This is a genomic window from Arenicella chitinivorans (genome assembly GCF_014651515.1).
GTDB lineage: Bacteria > Pseudomonadota > Gammaproteobacteria > Arenicellales > Arenicellaceae > Arenicella > Arenicella chitinivorans.
This window is the reverse complement of sequence record NZ_BMXA01000003.1, coordinates 442,632-462,914: the sequence shown is the minus strand read 5'-3', so window position 1 is coordinate 462,914 and position 20,283 is coordinate 442,632. Positions and strand designations below refer to the sequence as shown.

The window sequence follows — 20,283 nt, the reverse complement described above, 5'->3', positions numbered from 1 at the left end:
TTGCTCATCTCAGGAAACCGTGATCACTTGACCGCAGGGGAGGTATTCATATATGACCCCTTTTCTTCAATTCCACTAAAGAATTAATCAAGTAAAATTAAGTCTATAAAAGGATATATTGATACCTTAGTACTCTAATAATGAGTATCAAAACCACATTGTTTAACTAGCGTTAAGACAAGTGGGCACTGCATCGTGAGTGCTCGTGGTCGTGCAAATATGTTACTTAACGACTACACCACGCCTGAAGTGCAGCATCTGCCTTAGAACAAGAGATCCATAATTCGGGCGTTAGATGCAATAAGGTATATAAGCGAGATTGAAAAGCTTCGCCCTCACCGTCGCCGAAGTCACCAAAAGAGAGTTCGGTTAACCATTCGCCCACAAATGCTCTCCACTCAACTAGATCCTCGCGCGCGGCAGATGCTACCAAAACCATCTTCATAGCTTCTACAAATGTAATCCTGTATTGAGGATCATGTAGATAACGTCGTACAAGAATACGGAGCTCATCGGCTAATGCAGAATTTCGAGATACCGCTGCAACTGCGGCTAGACCACTCAGAATACCCAATAAATGGTTTTTGTCCTTCAGACTGGCGAGAGTGTAGTTACCTAGTCGGAGAGCCTTTGCTGCCAATTCGGCATGACCATTTTCAACCTTGAAAATCATTGCCGAGTTCACTAGGGCAGTAAAAGAATCTGCTTCAACTTTGTTGCTGTCGAGCTGTTCATTAATAATGAGGGCAATATCACTAGGCATTGCGTTTGGATTATCTTCTGCGCCCTCGAGTGGGCCTGGATAGTATGGGTGCGGAAACTCGCTCCTTTCGAGGAGGCTTTGGTTTCCGCGGCCAAGGATGGTATCTCGTAACTCTCCTTCTACGAGATTTGCTCCGATGCCATTGCCGATATTTATAATTCGACCGAAGAATTCTGCTTGCAGCTGAGCGGTGACTATCATGTCAGGGTCCCATCGTGGCTCGATACGCATATCTACCAGAGATTGCATGTAGAAATGTTCGCCGCGATTATTAAAAGCCCACTCGGAGAAATGAGCGTAATTAATTCCGCTGTTGATAATCTGGCGATGAATCAACGCAGCGTGAGCCATAGAAGCCAGTCTTCGATAAAATGGTGGCTCTTCGTACAAAAGGCGTGACCTGGCCAGTTCTCCATCGACGAGTACGTATAATGAAGAGAACAGCTTGAACTCACTGAAATCTCCTTCAACTTCATCATCTCGGATTTGGTGAACCAGACGTAAAAGATACGGCTCAATCTCAGGCATACTAGAAAGCTTTCTCATGCCAACTTCGATCGCGCCCAACTGGGAGAGCTTATCGCCATGCTTTAAAAGAAAATTGAGTGCTTTTATTAACTCATCTAGGTCGAGCATATCGGCATTTATTTCGGCCGACAGCGCCGAGTGCGAGGAAAGAAGTAGGCTGAATAAAAAGCCCTCAAAAGGCTTCCAACTCAGCAAGTGCTCGAGAACTTCGCGAACTCCTCCAACAGCATAATCATGGATCGTAGCGCTGCCGTCATAGACACCGACTAGTCTTTCAAAGTACCTGCGTGAGTTTGGAACAAGTGTCGATATACTGCTCTCCCCAGCGGTAATCTCACCCAATATAGTCTGCCCCACATTTGTTGGCGTTTCCTGAACATCAACGTGGAAAACCTCAACTTCATCGTCTTCGAGCGCCCGCTCGCTCAAAATATTCCTCCAGTGTCGCTTAGCACTACCGGGCAAATTGACTTCAGCGGATATTTTTTCCAATGAAAGGATACGTGTTGAGACGTCATCAGCAAGAACAGAAAAGTCTGGTAAAATTAATTCGTCTTCGCCTGATGAAAGAATTAGCTTTGGAAGTTCGCCTTGGCGTCCATCATTAATAAGATCCCAGGCCCGCCCTTCCGTGTCGATCAATTTGATTTTTTCTTCACTTGCAATAGCAATTGGAACAGCTCTGAACAGCTTCGCTCTATGAAAAGATGGATTACCTAATCCCAAAGTAATTACTGCTTCAGATTTTAGGCCATACGCTGCCATAAATCCCTTCTCATTGATCAATGTCTTACGTATAAGTGGAGAGATCAATGTCAATGCCACGCCAGCCGAAGCTTTTCTTTCTCGAACAGAATCGGTCACGAGCTTTCTTCCTCCGGGAGCGGTGTTTCAGCTATCTTAGCAATGTAGCTTCGATGTTGATCTACAAGCCATTCGAATGATTCGATAGACTGTTCTTGCATGGGAGCCAAAACACGTTCATCAAGCCAATTCCAGTATTCGTCAACCAATTCTCGCTTTACACCCGAGGGCAATGTAAGCAACGAGAATAGATGCGCCGCTCGCCCTATCTGGATAATACGATCTGCATTTTCCGGAACAAGGTTATGTACCCACCCCCTTATATCTACTTGCTTAAGAATCCAGTTTGAACGCGCTACGATATGTTCACTATTTGCACCGTCTACCCATATATTTTTTAATACTTGAATAAATACTTTTAGTGTTTTATCTAACCAAGGAGCTTCTTCTGGAATCTGCAACCAGTCGCTCATCCTGACGCGAGTAACCGATTCACGAATAGCCTTTAATTCCGCTGTCTCAATCACCTGGCCATCGGCAATATTGGACTCATTCAATGATCGCTCGAGCTCTCCCTCGCTAAGCGGGACGAAAAAATAGCCAGCCCTTCGAAGCCGAGTTCGGTGTTCAATACTGTTATCTTCCGTTAAAACATTAGCCGCCACCAATGCGTCTATTAGATCTAGGGTGGAAAGGACAGGGACTTGAGCTGCGCCATTATCAATATCGATGTTTGCATGTTGATTTAGGAACCTGTCGTCAATAACCAGAAAGTCGCACTTAGTGGAAAGGGCGAAGATACCGACTGAAGGGTGCTGCGAGATAGGTGTCGTTTTTGATTCGACAATTTTGTGCCTACCTGACACCATTACGTGCTTAGATTCGATCCGCGAATTTAGGCTGGCTCTTATATCTTCTATCACATCCTTAACTTCTTCAGAGATCTTTTCATAAGAAATTAAGGCGTCAACTTCCGCTACCTCTCTTGGAGAGACAATAGCTTTTAACCCAGCTGATTTAAGTTTTCCTAGCAACCCCAGATGCTGCAAAAATGACACTGCGAGATCATCAAGATAGAGAGTCGCACCGTCGGCAATGTCCGGCTGGTTTGACCATGGTTTCTCATGAAAATGCAGGTACGTACGCGCACGCTTTTCTTCTCCAGCTGTAAGTTGTCCCTTTTCTCTCAACTTATCCACAACAGCAAGACAGCTGCTCAAGAAGGGTGCATATGCAGACAGATCAGCTTCTTCCTCCATCAAACTTGAAATCCGATGCACCGGGGCAGATCGAACCACAATATGCTGCTTATCATCTGCCTCACGCACCATTTCTGCTTCAGCTATCAATGCTGCTAGTTCGTCACCTACTTGTGCGGCAAGATCGCTGCTACCAACAGAGCTAGGGGCGAATTTTTCCAGCACATCCGTAGCTATAAAATCCCGTACCTCGCGTGCATTAGCTATACGGCTTGGTTGATGAAAAGTAGCTTTCTGGCGTTCCTCGAATAGCCAAGTAAGCGTCGAATGCGGTATATATACGGCCTTGCAGGCGTCAAGTGCTATGTCGAGTATCTTTAGGAAACTCAATGTGAGAAGTGCAGTAGCATCCAAAGCGATCGCTTTTTCACTTACGTCAACTTCAATTGCCACGCGCTTGCCGCTATAAGCAGGGATCGAGTTCCTTTTCCTAGGATCAAGCTCGTTGAGGTTGGTTAACGCGGGAAAAACAGTAAGATCAATTAATGTTCGATTTAGTGACCGCGAAGCAAGAAAGATCGGCATTTGACCTGAAGCTAAAAGGCGCCAAGTTTCCGACTCGCGGCGATCCCAATCCGGCTTTTGATCAAGAATGTCCTTCAGGCTCATTTTTTGAAGAGGACCGTTGTCCTCCGATAGTTCAGCTGCTTTTTCTAACCATGGCACAACCAGCGGATCGTCTTCCCAACCAGCGCTAGTTGCGATGAAATATGCTGTAGACAATATGATGGGATCATCACCAGCCTTAGCTGCTGCTTCGAATACAAGGTTTTTTGCTTGCGGTAAGCTCAAATGAAGCGCCAGTTGAGCTACTGCGATTAGTTCATCTGCGCTTCTGTCGTCTCTATTTTTATATTCGCTTACGACATACCCAGAAAGAGAATCCCAGTCCCCAGTCGCAATCCCGAGATTCAGTCGCAGTGCGCGGTAATTCGTTGGATCCTCGTCATCGCTGAGTTCAGCCAGAGCCGCACTGGATTCAAGAAATGCGCCTTCATAGTAAAGACTCCATGCATACGTCATGCGTAGTAAATTGGATTGCGGTAGAAGATCTGAGTTATTCTCCAAAAAGCGTATCAACTCGTCTGGCTGGTTAGTTTTATCAAATGACTGAACAAGCCTCTCTGCATCGAGAAGAGAACCTGTTTGATCAAAAAGTCGCTTTCCATACTCACACAGAGAGCTCCAGTGCTCCTGATGCTCCAGTTCGTTCACAAGATTAATCAAATCTGCCAGTGCACCTGATTCCTTGTATTGTGCTTTACGAGATTCAACCGGGTCATGACCTTTCGCTTCTGAGATAATTCGACGCAAATTTCCCTCTTCTTCCTGAGGAATACCTTGGGCGACAAGATCATCAAGGACCGCGTTTGCCCTATCAATAAGTTTCGCTTGAGAGAGTAACTCGATCTGACGATAACGCATTAGGTTGGCATCGATATAGGAAGCGAGCTGATTGTGATGACTGTCTAGATAATTGGCCGCTTCTTCAGGGGTACGTTGAGTCAAAGCAAGGGCGTATCGCGCAACAGCTGCATCACCAGTCAGTCCTCCGTTAATGGCGATACACTCCTCTATACTCCTCTCAACAGCATCTAGGTCGAGTTTGATTCCGAACTGAATCGCGTAGTGAACGAAACCGAGTGCAGTGCTCGGTTCACGAAGTATTTTCTCTAGTCTACTCCTACCGTACGCGCTTTGCTGCGGATCGCATAGCTCGAGCCACAGCGCGTACTCGTCATTTCGTTGCGCAGCGTCGGGACAGTTGAGCTGCTGAGCGGCCTTGACAGCATCAAGAAATAGACCGTGGGCAGTACGCCGTGTATTCATTGAGATAGCATCCGAAGCAAGTCGAAAGTTAACCGCTTCAAATGGAGGCTGCCTTACAATAACCGTTCGCAAATCAAGCGGAACAGCGGCGAGTAACCTTGTCACCGCAGCCAGATGGTAGAGGACAGGAGTTTTGTCAAAATCAATTTGTGAAAGTAAATCGACTGTGTTCGCAGCCTCGTCCCAGCGACATAGTTCAAGCTGCCTATTCAATACCAAACTCTTGCCGTATGAATCAAGACTTTCTAAGGTGTAGCCCGCATCATTTAACCAGTTTAGCGCGGCTTCGGTGCCATCATGATGTGCAACGATCGCTAAACCAGCAGATCGCGATACTTCGGAGTTAATGCTGGCAAGTAATTTTAATGCTTCTCTCTTATTTCTATTTTTAGAAACAATAAAGGCTTCAGCAATATCTATCTCAGGAAAATCTCCAAGCGTTTTTGATAACTCAAGAAATTCCTCAGCTTTCGCGGTATTTGCTGTTAGAGATAGTATTCTGGCACACCATGCCAACGCAGACCCTCTTTCCTGGTTGGAGCCTGCTGAAAGGTCGCCCTCAGCGAGACGTGCCCCGAGCCTCAATGCTGATTTTTCGCTATTAAATTCAGGGAAAAATCGTGACCTTCTAAGTTGATCAACTTCGCCTACGATACTTTTGTCAACCAGCTCTACTGGAATATTCCCTGCAAGAAATAAATTGAAGTCACGACCGGCTACTATGTTTGTTGAATCATCGCCAGCGGAAATTTTCTGTTTACTCTTCTTCCACATCTTTCGTAGTTTTTTTCATTCCAATATTCACGTCCCGTCCCACTTGAACGTTTGATGAACTATTTCCTGACTTAATGGTTTGAGTGAGTGAGGCACTTCTTTTGTTGAAGAAAAAACGACCTATACAGGCTAAAACTACCACCCCTACGCCAGAAAAGAGCCACTCCTTATTAGCAACAACCACCCCTGTGCCCCACGTGATAAAGTCTTCCATTCAATATTCTCCGTTCTTTAAAATTTTAAGATACTGCTATCAACCTCTCTTCAATCAATACCCCATGAATTGAAAAAAGATGCTTTGCCTAATGAAGCATCACCTTTTTTGCTAATCGATAGAAATCAGCCACCGATTTTACAAAGTTAAGGTGTTTGATATTTTCATTAGAAAATTTTTCTATAATTATCAACATAGACCATACATCTCAATTTATGGGGTACTTATCTCAATTTATGCGTAAACCCACACATATAAAGAAGAGTAAATTAATGACTAACCACACTTACTATCCCCGCACGACAAACAAGTCATACACCCATCCATCAAAACAAGCGCTTTGGTCGAACACTTAGCACAAACACTCGCTGACTCCGGAAACTCACCCTTTTCAACTTTTTTGCCGTCGCTAACGTCTTGGGCGGCTTCGATTTCCGCGCGTTTTTTGGCGAGGAATTCTTTTTGGTGGTCGTCGAGGTTGTCGGTTTTGATCATGCCGATCATTTGCATGTGGCGCTCGATGGCGTGGCCGATTTCAGCAACGATACTGGGCATGAAGATGCCGCCGGGTTTGAAGTAACCGCCTTTGGGGTCGAATACGGCTTTGAGTTCTTCGACCATGAAGGTGGTGTCACCACCTTTACGGAACACCGCGGAGATCAAACGCGTTAGTGCGACTACCCATTGGAAGTTGTCCATGTTTTTGGAGTTGATGAACACTTCGAACGGGCGGCGGGCTTCGTGCTCGGTGCCTTCGTTCAGGATGATGTCGTTGATGGTGATGTACATTGCGTGTTCCGTCACCGGGGTTTTGACTTTGTAGGTCGAGCCAACCAGCATGTCTGGACGCTTGACCGACTCGTGCATGCGCACGACCTCAGCTTTCTTTTGTTCGACTGCGTTTTCTTCTGGTGTGGCGACGCGTGGTTCTTGAACCTCAGGCGTTTTTACTTTGTAGCCGGTGATTTTCTTTTCTATTTTTTTGACCATGGTTGGGTTCCTCTGTGTGCGCGGGTTCCGTTTTTTGTCCTGGGTTTTGAGATTCTTCGCCTGCGGCTCAGAATGACGTGGTGAGCGGCTCAGAATGACGTGGAGAACGGCTCAGGATGACGTAGTGAGCGGCTCAGAATGACGTAATGAGTAACTCAGGACGACATAGTGATTTCTCAGCATGACATAGTGAGTTGCTCAGGATGACGTTGTGAGTAACTCAGTTTGTCGGAGAGCTTGGCTCGGTCTAACGGACTCTATGTTGGGTTTGCGCTTTTTCTATACTGTGTCTTGGGTTTTTGGTTTTTTAGATCCTTCGCTTCGCCCGTAACGGCGTTATCAGGATGACTAATGATTACAAGTCTACTTATCTAGGCTACTAGCACTTATTTGGTGAGAGCCATTTATCGTTAGGCTAGGCGGAGAATTATTTTTAGCGAGGCGCGTGCTGAAGCACGTAACGAGCTAACAATAATTCTCCAACAACGCATAACGGAAAATGGATCCACCAAATTAAAATTTGCCGTAGTACCCCTCTTTCAAGGCATCGAAGAGATTCGCCGCCGTATGCGTCTCACCGTCGTACTCCACTTCTTCGTTGCCTTTCAGTTCCATGGTTGAGCCATCTTCTAAGGTGAATTGGTAAACCGTGTTTTCCAGATCGTCTTCTTTTACCAAGACGCCTTGGAACGCTTCTGGGTTGAAACGGAAAGTGGTGCAGCCTTTCAAGCCTTTGTCGTACGCATACATGTAGATGTCTTTAAAATCTTCGTATGGGTAGTCGGTTGGCACGTTGGCGGTTTTCGAGATACTGGAGTCGACCCACTTTTGTGCCGCGGCTTGAATGTCCACGTGCTGCTTTGGGGTAATCGAATCCGAGGTCACAAAGTTCGCTGGCAATTGCTCTTCCGGGTTCTCGGAATATGGCATGGCGTTGGCGTTGACGACTTCGCGATAAGCTAACAATTCGTACGAAAACACATCGACCTTCTCTTTCGTTTTACGACCTTCGCGAATCACGTTGCGCGAATAGTGGTGGGCAAAACTTGGCTCAATACCGTTACTGGCATTGTTGGCCATCGACAATGAGATGGTGCCGGTTGGTGCAATGGAGCTGTGATGCGTGAAACGCGCACCGACTTTGGACAATTCTTCGACTAAATCAGAATCAACTTCGGCTATTTGCTGCATATAACGACTGTATTTGGCATGCAGTTCAGCACCGCTGACCTGATCGCCAACTTGATAACCGTCACGCGCCATTTCTGGACGCAGGCTCAGCATTTCTTCGTTAACGGTGTAGGTTTCGGTCATGATGGGCGCCGGGCCTTTTTCTTTCGCTAGTTCGAGCGCTTGGTTCCAACCGGCCATGGCCATTTCTTTGGCGACTTTTTCGGTGAATTCGACCGAGGCATCATCACCATACGTCATGCCCAGCATGGTAACCGTGGAGCCTAAGCCTAAGAAGCCCATGCCATGACGACGCTTGCGCTCGATTTCTTTGCGCTGGCCTTCTAATGGCAAGCCGTTGATTTCGACCACGTTATCCAGCATTCGTGTGAACACGCTGACCACTTCGGCGTACTTGTCCCAGTCAAAACGGGCTTCGTCGGTGAATGGATCAACCACAAATTTGGTCAGGTTCACTGAACCCAGCAAGCAACTGCCATACGGCGGCAGTGGCTGTTCACCGCATGGGTTGGTGGCACGAATATTTTCCACAAACCAGTTGTTGTTCTTATTATTCACTTCGTCGATCAGGATAAAACCCGGCTCAGCAAAATCATACGTCGACGTCATGATCATGTTCCACAAACGATTGGCGGGAATCGTGTTGTAGATTTTGCAGGCAGTGAAGCCTTGCTCGTTTTTAATGTAACCACCTTCAGCTGGGTAGCGACGCCAGATAATGTTCGACGCGGTGTGTACATCGATCTTGTCTTCTTTAGCTTCTTTTTCGGTAATTGGGAACGACAAATGCCAGTCGCCGTCGTTTTTAACCGCTTCAATAAACTCAGAGGTGATCAATAAAGACAGGTTGAATTGACGCAAACGGCCGTCTTCACGTTTGGCGCGAATAAATTCCATGACGTCTGGGTGACTGATGTCAAAGGTCGCCATCTGCGCGCCACGACGTCCACCAGCGGACGACACCGTGAAGCACATCTTGTCGAAGATATCCATGAATGACAACGGGCCCGAAGTATAAGCCCCAGCGCCAGACACATATGCGCCTTTCGGGCGCAGTGTGGAAAACTCATAACCAATGCCGCAGCCCGCTTTGAGCGTCATGCCCGCTTCGTGGTTTTTATCCAGGATGTCGTCCATGGAATCCGCGATGGTGCCAGACACGGTACAGTTGATTGTGGACGTAGACGGCTTGTAAGCCTGTGCGCCCGCATTGGAGATGATTCGTCCGGCAGGTAACGCGCCGTTGTCCAGCGCCCAGACAAATCGTTCATACCAGTGTTCACGCAATGCATCGCTTGCCTCGACACCAGACAAGGCACTGGCGATACGCTCGAACGTGTCGTGTGTGGTTTCATCAACCGGATTACCGGCTTTGTCTTTAAGTCGGTACTTTTTGTCCCAAATGTCAGCTGAGGTGGATTGCAGCGGCATTTGTTTAAGCTTTTTCTCTCCCCCATTGGCGGCGGCGACAGCGTTAACGTGCTTGCTCCCTGCTTGCAGGTCTTCTACGGGTTTACCCATTGGTATGGTCCTCGATTATTCTACTCATCATTCCGATGCTGCGACTGCTTGCCACACTGAGTTGGGCCAGTGTCTGGACTAAGCGGCACTACCTGCGTATCGCGCATCACCGGATGACCAGTGTTTTATGGTTAGGTATCGGCGTTGTGGTTGCTGGACGAGTGCAGCACACACACGGCGCGCGACGGCATAGTCGCGACCTGTGCTCCTCCTCGATTGGTGTAACTCACTTGGCTGGCGAATAACCCTAAATGTGATGATTGCGGTTCGACTGACCGCGCTCAAAACACTGCGTAAAAAACGCAAAAACACGACATGCTTTTATTTGTTCGGTAAGTCAATGCATGCGTGCTTTCTACCTACTTTTGCCACCGACGCTAATTCACAATTGATGTGCAATATCAGCGTCATGCGACAACTCGCCAGCTCGGTCTATATAGGGTGTTTAGTAGTGCGAAACGTCGGGCAAGATCGCGATTTCGGGTAACGTGTGGTAGCGCTCTATGACCCAGATTCAAGCGATTTCAATGCCTTAGCTGCGCTTTCAGTGACTTGACTCAGCTCTAAGACTGCGCCCTAAAAACACTACATATTGTGGTTACGACCAAAGCAGACCCAAAGATAATGGGTGAAGACCAAAATCGCAAGTGCTTTCTTTGGATTTCAGGGTAAATTGTCATGACTGATTTTCATGGTGTCCAGAAGCTTGGTTTTATGTCCAATAGCGAGCACCAAAACAGGGCAAAAAATCGGGCAAAAAGACCTCCATTACAGCCAGTATTGATAACTTCATTCCTATCTGAAAAATGCTAAACTCTGGGCAACTTACCGAACGTGCTCTCATGATCCACCCAATTCCCTCCTTATCTTCAACTCGACCCGCGGCATCACCTTTCTGGCGAGGACAACGCCTGCATACGCTGATGGTAAGCGTACTCCTTGGTATCGCACTAACGCTGAGTAATGCACAAGCGCAGAATCGGCAACTACCCCGAACCAGCGCAGACATCTTACAGGCGGAACACCAAAAGGAACTCCAAAAATGGACGGTCAAAGCCTACGAGGGCGACCCAGAGGCACAGTTTAAAGTCGGCGTTCTTTACACCAACGCACAATTCAGTGAACCTGATTTTGGACAGGCGGTTTATTGGTACAAACAAGCAGCTCGGCAAGGTCACGTACTGGCACAGTACAATCTAGGGCACCAATACCTGACCGGGGTAGGTGTGAAGAAGAGCGACGTGACTGCGATGCAATGGTGGTTAAAGTCCGCCGCTCAGGATCATGCCCTGTCACAGTTCAACATAGGGCGGGCGTACTACCTAGGCATTGGCCTGACCAAGGATCTGGATGAATCGCGTCGCTGGTTTGAGCGTGCAGCGCGCAATCATGAGCCCAAATCCATTGAGATACTTGAGCAGCTGGGTTGGGCGGAGCCGGGCCAGTACACCAAACAACAGGATTTGCCTGAACCGGTGGTGGAATCGACGCCAACCGACGTAGTTGCTGAGGAACGCGCGTACCCAGTTATCCCATCGCGATCCGATGAATTCGAGTCCGTAGTCCAGCCACTCGAAGAAGAACCCGAGCCAGCGCCGACCAAACCCGCTCGCGAAGTGGTGACAAAAACCGTGCGCGCCCCAAGTTCGACACCCGCCACCAAAACCCCACCCGCTTCACGCGTACTGACACAACAACAACGCGACGTTCAAACTACCACGCCAGGCCAAATGAAGTCGACAGAAACGCCCCCCGAGGTCACTCGCACGTCAGCAACGAAGCCACCAGCGCCCGAAGTCACACCAACCACTGAGCCGGCAAGTGACACAAGCACCGAATCTGCGTCGAGCAATACCGACCATGAGATTGCGGTGTATACTAATCCGGCAATTCGCAGCGTCTTGATCGGCGTACTCAAGCAGCAAGAGACACTGGAGATTGTACAGCGCGGTGCGGAATGGACATCAGTTCGCAGTCGCGACGGCTTTCCGGTCTGGGTGAGTGGTGACTTTGTGCGCACCAACGGCAGCACCGGCACGATTACTGGCTCCGCGGTCAATGCGCGCTCCGTACCCATCATTATTAATGGCACGGTGGTTGGCCAGCTCAACAAAAATGAGTCGGTCAAAATATTGGGGGAACGTGGTGACTGGTTTCGAATCATGTCGCCCACACGGTTTATTGCCTGGGTGAAAACCAGCGCACTACGCACTCGCCAAAAGACAGGACAAAACACCGATGGCTAATTCAAAACAAGTTATCTCGCCGTTTTTGGGCGACCACGATCACAGTCATTGTGAGTCACAGGCGCTGGAGACGGCATTGCAGGAATGTGAGCGCAAAGGCTTGCGGCTAACCAAGCTACGACAACAAGTACTGGAGATAATTTGGGCACAACACAACCCAATTGGCGCCTATGACGTGTTACAGAAGCTGCAGGCGCAGGGCCACAAACCCGCGCCGCCAACCGCATACCGCGCATTGGAATTTTTGGTGGATGCCAAACTCATTCATCGCATTGAATCACTCAATGCGTATATCGGCTGCCCGGCACCGGGTGCAAATCATCAATGTCAGTTCTACATTTGCACGCAATGTGGTCACATCGCTGAGCTCAATAATGCGGCCGTATCGGATGCGTTGAATGCTGGCGCCAACGACCTTGGATTCAAAGCCCAACAACCGGTCATTGAGGTACACGGTTTATGCCGTGACTGCCAACAAACGTAAGCCTGGCTATTTATTCTGCGAACGTAAGTAAATCAGCTTTTCTCGAATCTTAATCTCCAAACCGCGGTCCACTGGCTGATAAAACTGCGTGCCAATGAGCGGCTCTGGCAAATAGGTTTCGCCGGCCGCATACCCGCCTTCTTCGTCGTGCGCATAACGGTACCCCTTACCGTAATCGAGCTCCTTCATAAGCTTGGTCGGTGCATTACGAATATGCATAGGCACCTCTAGCGAGCCAGTTTTGCGCACCGTCGCCATGGCTGCCTTGTATGCGGTATAGACAGCGTTGCTTTTGGCCGCAACCGCCAAATAGACCACTGCCTGCGCCAGGGTTAACTCCCCTTCTGGACTGCCGAGTCGCTCCTGACACTCCCAGGCATCCAACGCCAAACGCAAGGCACGCGGATCGGCATTGCCAATGTCTTCTGAGGCCATGCGCACCACCCGGCGTGCAATATAACGAGGATCACAACCACCATCGAGCATGCGACACATCCAGTACAACGCGGCGTCGGGATCGGAACCACGCACCGACTTATGCAGTGCTGAGATCTGATCGTAGAATGCCTCACCACCTTTATCGAATCGACGCGTACTCCCGCCGGCCAATATGTCCGCAATCAGCGCTTTGCTGATCACGCCGTCTTCGCTCAGGTCCGCCGCAATCTCAAGCATGGTCAAGGCGCGACGCGCATCCCCGTCCACCAGATCTGCTAATTGACGCTTGACGTCGTCGTCCATGGTGAGCGACAACGAACCCAGTCCGACGTGTTCGTCAGTTAGCGCGCGATCGATAAGTTGCACCAGGTCTTCACAGGTCAGCGATTGCAGCACATATACGCGCACGCGCGAGAGCAACGCGTTATTTAACTCAAACGACGGGTTCTCGGTGGTGGCACCAACAAACAAAATAGTGCCGTCTTCGATATGCGGCAAGAACGCATCCTGTTGCGCTTTATTGAAACGATGTACCTCATCCACGAACAATACGGTATTACCCATCCCAGCGCGCTGACGGTCACGTGCAGTCTGCACCGCGTCGCGAATATCTTTGACGCCAGACAGCACTGCCGAGAGCGAAACAAACTCAGCATCACTCTCATGCGCGAGTAACTTAGCCAGTGTGGTCTTACCGGTACCGGGCGGCCCCCAAAAGACCATTGAGTGTAACTTGCCCGTTTCAATCGCCGTGCGCAGTGGCTTGTTAGGCGCCAACAATTGACGCTGCCCAACCACGTGGTCGAGTCGAGTTGGCCGCAGCCGATCCGCCAACGGTTGCGTAAAGTCATTTGAAACGGACACGGTATGCTGACTCAGTTAACCCACTCTAGTGGCGAGCGAGTAGTTTGCTTATTCGTCGGTAACACAGCCTTTGGACGCGTTTTGTACATAACGAATGTATTTGAACAGCGTGCCGCGCGTCGCTTTGAGTGGCGGCGCGACCCAGGCTTCACGACGTTGAGCCAGCTCATCATCGCTGAGGTCGACCTCAATACGGTTGTTCACCGCGTCCAAGGTCACCATGTCACCGTCTTGCACCAAAGCAATCGCGCCACCTTCTTGCGCTTCGGGTACCACGTGGCCGACGATAAAGCCGTGCGAACCACCAGAGAAACGGCCATCGGTAATCATCGCAACGTGCTCACCTAAGCCTGCGCCCATAATCGCCGAGGTCGGCTTGAGCATCTCTGGCATGCCCGGCCCACCTTTAGGACCTTCATAACGAATAATGATCACGTCGCCTTTTTCAATCTTGCCCTGCTCGAGCTGATTGATCATGTCTTGTTCGCCATCAAAGACTTTCGCAGGGCCAACAAACTTCTCACCCTCTTTACCGGTCACTTTGGCGACCGAACCTTCGGGGGCCAGATTACCTTTTAGAATTTGAATGTGGCCAGTACGTTTAATCGGTTTGGATAAGGGGCGGATAATGTCTTGGCCTTCTGCGAGTCCGGGCAGGTCTGCCAAATTCTCAGCCAGTGTTTTGCCGGTCACGGTCATGCAATCACCGTTCAGTAAGCCAGCATCCAATAGGAATTTCATTACGGCTGGTGTGCCACCGATATTATGCAGGTCCTGCATTACGTATTGCCCACTTGGTTTCAAGTCAGCCAAAAAGGGCACACGATCACTGACGGACTGGAAGTCGTCTACCGTGAGATCGATATCCAATGACCGCGCCATTGCAATCAGATGCAGGACGGCATTGGTAGAACCACCCAATGCGGTAATCACCACCATGGCGTTTTCAAACGACTCACGGGTCATGATGTCACGCGGTTTGAGATCAATCTCCAATAGGTGTTTCAGTGCTTCGCCAGCCCGCACGCATTCGCCCACTTTCTCAGGATCGACCGCCGGTGCGGAGGCACTGTATGGCAAACTCATACCCAGCGCTTCAATCGCACTGGCCATGGTGTTGGCAGTGTACATTCCCCCACAGGCGCCAGCGCCTGGGCAGGATTTTTCAACAATTTGCTGGCGCTCGTCATCGGTGATGGTTTCGACCAAGAACTCGCCGTAGGCCTGAAACGCAGAGATGATATCGAGCTTCTTGCCATTATGCAGGCCCGGCTTAATTGAACCACCATAGACCATGATCGCAGGACGATTCAAACGCGCCATGGCTATCATACAGCCCGGCATATTTTTATCGCATCCGGGAATCGCAATTAGCCCATCGTAAAATTGCGCTGCCACCACTGTTTCAATCGAATCCGCGATAATGTCACGCGATTGCAGCGAGTACGCCATACCGGCTGTGCCATTGGTAGTGCCATCACTCACGCCAATGGTATTAAATCGCATACCGACGAGCCCAGCGTCCTGCACACCCGTTTTGACATGTGCCGCCAGGTCATTCAGGTGCATATTGCAAGTATTGCCTTCCCACCATACGCTGGCGATACCGATCTGTGGTTTGTTCATGTCGTCCCGCGTTAAGCCGGTGCCATACAACATGGCTTGGCCTGCGCCCTGGGACTTGGGTTGAGTGATTGTTGAGCTGTACTTATTTAATTTTTGATTTTCAGATTTGCTGTCGGACATAATCGCTGAAGTCAGGCGCTTATATATAGGGGACGTTGATTCTACACGCCACCCAGTCGGTTTAGAACCTGAAATCTGCTAAAACCAGCGGCCCGCAGCCCGTAGCGGCGCGGATGCGGATGACTTAGAAGCCGTTGGTTAGTCGTTACCAGCATCCGGGTTTAGCAAACTCTCTAACAGTTTCCGGCGTTCTTCACGTCGCTGCTGCTTCGGGGTCAACGCCGGTTCGGCTGGCTCCGCCTCTGGTTCGGCACCGCGTTCACCTATTGGACGTTCAACATTCCCTTTCGGGGCCTGAGGCTCCGCTGGATTCGTTGATTCCGCTGGTGACGCAGACTCCGCACCATTCGCCGCTTGATTCTTTTGCTTTTGCTTGTTCAACAGCGCCTGCATGATCGCTTCCTGCGTCGACATTTTCTCGCCGCCTTCAATGCCGTATTTCTCTTTCAAATATTCGCCTTTTTTCTCGTCTAACTTGGATTTGGCATAACTGGAAAACAAACCGCTGACATCCGGCAAGCAACTTGGTGCCGCTAACGCGCCTTTGCAACGTACCGGAATTGTGTAGCCCTGGACTTTGGCCAGCTGTCGTCCGAGTTCACCCTGAACGCCCTCGTTAACCGCTACGCGCACAGTAAAATCCAGTGTCTGCGCCGCAAGGTCGACCGACCCATTACCGTTAAGCTCGAAGCCGGGCGCAGTCAGGCGCAGGTCGTTATTAGTCAGGAGAAAATCATTCAGATTAAAGGTGCCGGACAATCGGCCGAACTTCGTCACATCTTGTTCGCCCGCCTGAACCTCCGTTTCCGCGGCGGTCTCGGCTTGCCTTTCATCACCTTGGCGCAACATGGTGGCAACATTGTTCGCCTGACTTAAGATGCGAAGCATATCCACGCCGACCAATTCACCCTGCTCAGCCAATATCTTAATCACACCCTGGTTGTGCTGAACCCCGTTCTGTTCAGTCACATTAATGTCGACATCCAGATCACCCAGCCCTTGAAGCTGTTCGGTTACCTCGGCATCCATTAATAACTTACCAAGCTGTACCAAATCCATTTTCTGCTTAACTGACAACCGCGCCTGGTCACCTTGCTGGGTATACTGAATGTTGCCAGCCAACTTACCCTCGTACAACGCAGCGGTAGGCACGATTTCAACTTGTCCGTCAGTGGAAGCGACACGCACATCAATTTGTTCCAGTTGAATCCCACCGACAACCAAGCGATTCGCTTTGAATCGGCCATTCGCGTTCACCGCCTCAAACATCGCCAGTGGCACCGCCAAAGCTTCGCCACCGCTGACTTGCTCGGTATTTTCTGTGCTTGGTGGTAAGTACTCATCAATATTTAGTTGATCAAGCGATAAATCAAATTTGATTGCCGGCGCAGCAAAATTTGTAATGGAAGCCGAGCCAGCGAGCGTACTCTGATCGAGCTTCAGTTGGAGTTGTTTTAAGGCGGCAGAATTCGTATTTGCAGAAAAATCCGCTGCTAGACTCACCTTCTTCAACGCGTCGGCATTGCTGGGCTGATAGTCAATTTTCATGCTTTTCAACAACGCAGTTGCATCAAATGAAGGCACGCTGAGCGCCCCCGAGGCCGATGGCGAATCCATCAGATCAACGACACGCAGTCGTTCAATTTCGGCGCTCAGGTTGTTTATACTGACGAGCACGGCGGGCGCTTCGAGGCGCTGCTCAGCCAGCGTCAAATTTGCGTCCGGAATCGATACGTCGAGCGTGTGTGCACCAGCCAGGTTCACGCTCAAGCCAATCAGCGTGATGTTTTGCGCTGGCGACACTGCAATGGCATCAGTTTCGAAATGGATGACGTGCTCACCTTTGGTAATTTTTCCGTTCAACCGTTCTAACTGAGCAGCCAAGGTCTCGGTATCAACTCTGGCACGTGCACCGAGATCAAATTGAGTCGCTTCTGGGTCGCCAGACTGACTCAATTGGCCACTCAAGTTTAGGTCAGCAAGACTGTCACCCAACAGATTACCGGTGGCAAGACTTAACTGAGTAATGTCAGTCGAGGTTCCAGCCGCGCGATCTTCGAGTCGAATCGAACCGTCGGTGATACGCACACCCTGCACCACCAGTGCGACCGCTGCGGCCGGGTCAGCCGGTTTCGGTTCGCTGCCTGTCTCATCCATAAGTCCTGCGAAGCTGTCAGTGCCGTTTGCCAGCGTCACCAACCGGAAGTGGGGAGACTCAAGCACGATGGTGTCGACTTCCACGCGTTTTTTTAACAACGGCATGAACTTAACGCGCAGTTGAGCCGTTTTCACCGCCAACATATCCCCACCAATGGCGCTTGGCTGCGAAAACCGCAAGCCTTCGGTACGAATACCTAACCAGGGAAACACCGAGATAGACAGGTCGCCATCTAAGGCCAGATCACGCCCAGTTTTTTGTTTTACCAGTGCAGTTAATTCGTCGCGATAGTCGTTTGGGTCCACCGTGGACTTGATGACCACCGCGGCCACGACCAGTATCAGCACCAAGGCCAGCATTGTGCTGCCGATCCATTTAATCAGTTTGAGCATGGGTCTCTTTAGGTAGAAAATCGTTCAACGGTATGAAGTCGTACAATTATACGCCTGCCAGATGAACCAAAGATTAACCCCTGTCCATAAAGCAAGCAGACCTCAGCAGTGTTTATTTATAAGGAAATGATCACGACCTTGCCATCCTTGGTCGGAATCGCATAAAACACACTTTGGTCGATAAATTCAAACGCGCCGACATCACAGCTCGACGCCACGCGCGTTTCAGAACGCTGGTCTAAAGCCTCACATTGAGCGGCACTGGCAGTGCTAACTGCGGCGCTGTTAGCGCGTAGCGCGTGTGTCTGCGTCGGCCCACCATTGTCCGCTAGCGGAAGCAGTTTCGGGTCGCCCGATCGCGTTGCCGCACAACTGCCATCCTCGACAATACTCGCAGCATCCAGCATGGCTCCTCCACTGCAATCGCCACCAGCTGCCGAGTTAGCAATTATACTGTTGATCACCGCAAGCACACCGGACGCATCATGAACACCGCCTCCTGATCCAACCGCTTGATTGTTACTAAAGGTCACGTGTCTCAGCGTACCATCATCAGCGTCATTGTATAAACCTCCGCCCATGCCCGCCGCTGAGTTGCCCGACACCGTACTATTTGTCATTGCCAATGTGCCGCCGCTGACCCAAACACCTGCACCATCATGGCCTGCCGTGGAGCCTGCAGAGTTACTCGATACGGTAGTGCGCTCTAAGATTAAATTCGAATAATCACTGTAAATGCCGCCGCCGTCTTGCGCAGCGGAATTACCGCTCAGTGTGGTGTCCCGAAGCCACATTTCTGAGTCAATTTGCACTATCCCACCACCATTTTGTGTGGCGTCGTTTGCGCTGACGGTGGAATTAACGATCATGGTGCGTGTATAACGGGTATACATCGCGCCGCCAAACCCTGCTGTGTAGACACCTGCCGTATTGCCTGAAAACTCAGCATTTTGTAGACTCACAGTCGAGTAGACGGCCGTGGTGCCATACAGATACAGACCACCACCATCCAGTCCTGCGACGTTACCACTGATCTGGCTATCGAATAAATTGACGCCCAATTGCGGTGAATTAATGTGCATTCCGCCACCACTCATGGTGCTCGCAACATTGTTTGTGACGTTGCTGTCGGTCAGCGCTACGTCCACGTAATTCGAACCGATATACAGCCCCCCACCATGATACGAGGCCACGTTTTCCGCGATTGACGCGGTATCTAACTCAACCACCGAATGGTTGCCAACCAGAGCAATACCACCGCCATGACTGTAATTGGAGTTGTTGTAACTGACGGTCGAGTTTGACAACACCAAAGACGAGACCGTGCCCGTGCTGCTGCTGAGATAAATTCCTCCGCCTTCGTCGTCGGCCTGATTATTCGTCACAATGGAATTAGACAGTGTCAAGGTTGCCGCCGAGGGGGCATGCACCGCGCCGCCCGTGGAACTGCTACTGCCGCCGGAGAGTGTGATATCGGTCAGTGTCAGATTGTCAGCCGACAAGTAGATAACACGGGAGTTGTTGGCCGCGTCGATCGTTGCACCACTCACACTGCTGGCGTCAATCGAGACATCTTGAGTAATGGCTAATTCACCCGCGCTAAGAGTAATTGTGTTCGAGGCTGCAAACACAATGGTATCGTTCATTCCGAACGCGTCCGCGCTGCTATTCGCACAGTCGGCCGTCGCCGACCCGCTGTTAATCGTCGCGATCGCTTCTCGCAGAGTGCACAAACTGCCAGCGCCATCGTCGGTAAAACCGTTAACCTGAATCTGCGCTGCTTGCGTGACGGGCACCGTCAAACCAGCGCTGATGATCGCCGTTTGAACAGCGCGGCTCAATATTGAACGTGGCCCGCCAAAGCCTGCGCGAGACTCGCGCGTTGCCAAAAGTTGATATTTGCTCATCTACGTATGAAACTCATTTGAAAAACGTTCACCCCGTGCGCGCTGCCAGACGCACCCCCCAGATGTTGCAAACCCTCTTTGCAACACTGGCTGCTATTCTGGTTCAAGACCTGCGAACACACCCTACGACTATCACCATAGCGGATTTAATCGCATAAAACCACGGACAATGGT

General features: G+C 50.1%; 12 protein-coding genes. 3 read left to right on the top strand and 9 right to left on the bottom strand.

Features of this window, described 5'->3' with window-relative positions:
* Positions 1 to 226: 226 nt before the first annotated feature.
* The 5 genes from IE055_RS11710 to IE055_RS11690 all read right to left on the bottom strand — a co-directional run bounded on the left by IE055_RS11710 (position 227) and on the right by IE055_RS11690 (position 9,784).
* Complete coding sequence (locus IE055_RS11710; RefSeq protein ID WP_189401184.1) at positions 227 to 2,155, bottom strand: hypothetical protein; 1,929 nt, start codon at positions 2,153 to 2,155, stop codon at positions 227 to 229.
* Positions 2,152 to 5,958, bottom strand: coding sequence for an HTH domain-containing protein (locus IE055_RS11705; RefSeq protein WP_229794264.1), 3,807 nt, complete (start codon positions 5,956 to 5,958; stop codon positions 2,152 to 2,154). Before IE055_RS11705 ends, IE055_RS11710 begins: the two co-directional genes overlap by 4 nt.
* Entirely contained in the window at positions 5,942 to 6,172 is a 231-nt protein-coding gene (locus IE055_RS11700; RefSeq protein WP_189401182.1) for a hypothetical protein, read from the bottom strand. Before IE055_RS11700 ends, IE055_RS11705 begins: the two co-directional genes overlap by 17 nt.
* A gap of 276 nt (positions 6,173 to 6,448) precedes the next feature.
* On the bottom strand, positions 6,449 to 7,162 hold the full coding sequence (locus tag IE055_RS11695) for a TSCPD domain-containing protein (RefSeq protein ID WP_189401179.1): 714 nt from the start codon (positions 7,160 to 7,162) through the stop codon (positions 6,449 to 6,451).
* Between the two features lie 513 nt (positions 7,163 to 7,675).
* On the bottom strand, positions 7,676 to 9,784 hold the full coding sequence (locus tag IE055_RS11690) for an adenosylcobalamin-dependent ribonucleoside-diphosphate reductase (RefSeq protein WP_373299203.1): 2,109 nt from the start codon (positions 9,782 to 9,784) through the stop codon (positions 7,676 to 7,678).
* 125 nt (positions 9,785 to 9,909) lie between these two features.
* Between IE055_RS11690 and IE055_RS11685 the strand changes: the two genes are divergently transcribed.
* From IE055_RS11685 to IE055_RS11675, 3 genes are all read left to right on the top strand, one after another.
* A complete protein-coding gene (locus tag IE055_RS11685) occupies positions 9,910 to 10,119 on the top strand; it encodes a hypothetical protein (protein ID WP_189401176.1) in 210 nt (69 codons plus the stop codon).
* Positions 10,120 to 10,797: 678 nt separating this feature from the next.
* Entirely contained in the window at positions 10,798 to 12,120 is a 1,323-nt protein-coding gene (locus IE055_RS11680; RefSeq protein ID WP_189401173.1) for an SH3 domain-containing protein, read from the top strand.
* Positions 12,113 to 12,604 (top strand): Fur family transcriptional regulator, encoded by a 492-nt coding sequence (locus IE055_RS11675; protein ID WP_189401171.1) that lies wholly within the window; start codon positions 12,113 to 12,115, stop codon positions 12,602 to 12,604. The genes IE055_RS11680 and IE055_RS11675 overlap by 8 nt, the downstream gene beginning before the upstream one ends.
* 6 nt (positions 12,605 to 12,610) lie before the next feature.
* Here the strand turns inward: IE055_RS11675 and IE055_RS11670 are convergent, their stop codons facing one another.
* From IE055_RS11670 to IE055_RS11655, 4 genes are all read right to left on the bottom strand, one after another.
* A complete protein-coding gene (locus tag IE055_RS11670) occupies positions 12,611 to 13,906 on the bottom strand; it encodes a replication-associated recombination protein A (protein ID WP_308428207.1) in 1,296 nt (431 codons plus the stop codon).
* Positions 13,907 to 13,954: 48 nt separating this feature from the next.
* Positions 13,955 to 15,652, bottom strand: a complete 1,698-nt coding sequence (gene ilvD / locus IE055_RS11665; RefSeq protein ID WP_189401168.1) for a dihydroxy-acid dehydratase — start codon at positions 15,650 to 15,652, stop codon at positions 13,955 to 13,957.
* Positions 15,653 to 15,790: 138 nt separating this feature from the next.
* Positions 15,791 to 18,202 carry an AsmA family protein gene (locus tag IE055_RS11660; RefSeq protein WP_189401164.1) on the bottom strand — a complete coding sequence of 804 codons (2,412 nt, stop codon included), beginning with the start codon at positions 18,200 to 18,202 and terminating at the stop codon, positions 15,791 to 15,793.
* A 116-nt stretch (positions 18,203 to 18,318) separates the two neighbouring features.
* Positions 18,319 to 20,109, bottom strand: coding sequence for a choice-of-anchor Q domain-containing protein (locus IE055_RS11655; protein WP_189401161.1), 1,791 nt, complete (start codon positions 20,107 to 20,109; stop codon positions 18,319 to 18,321).
* Between the last annotated feature and the right edge of the window lie 174 nt (positions 20,110 to 20,283).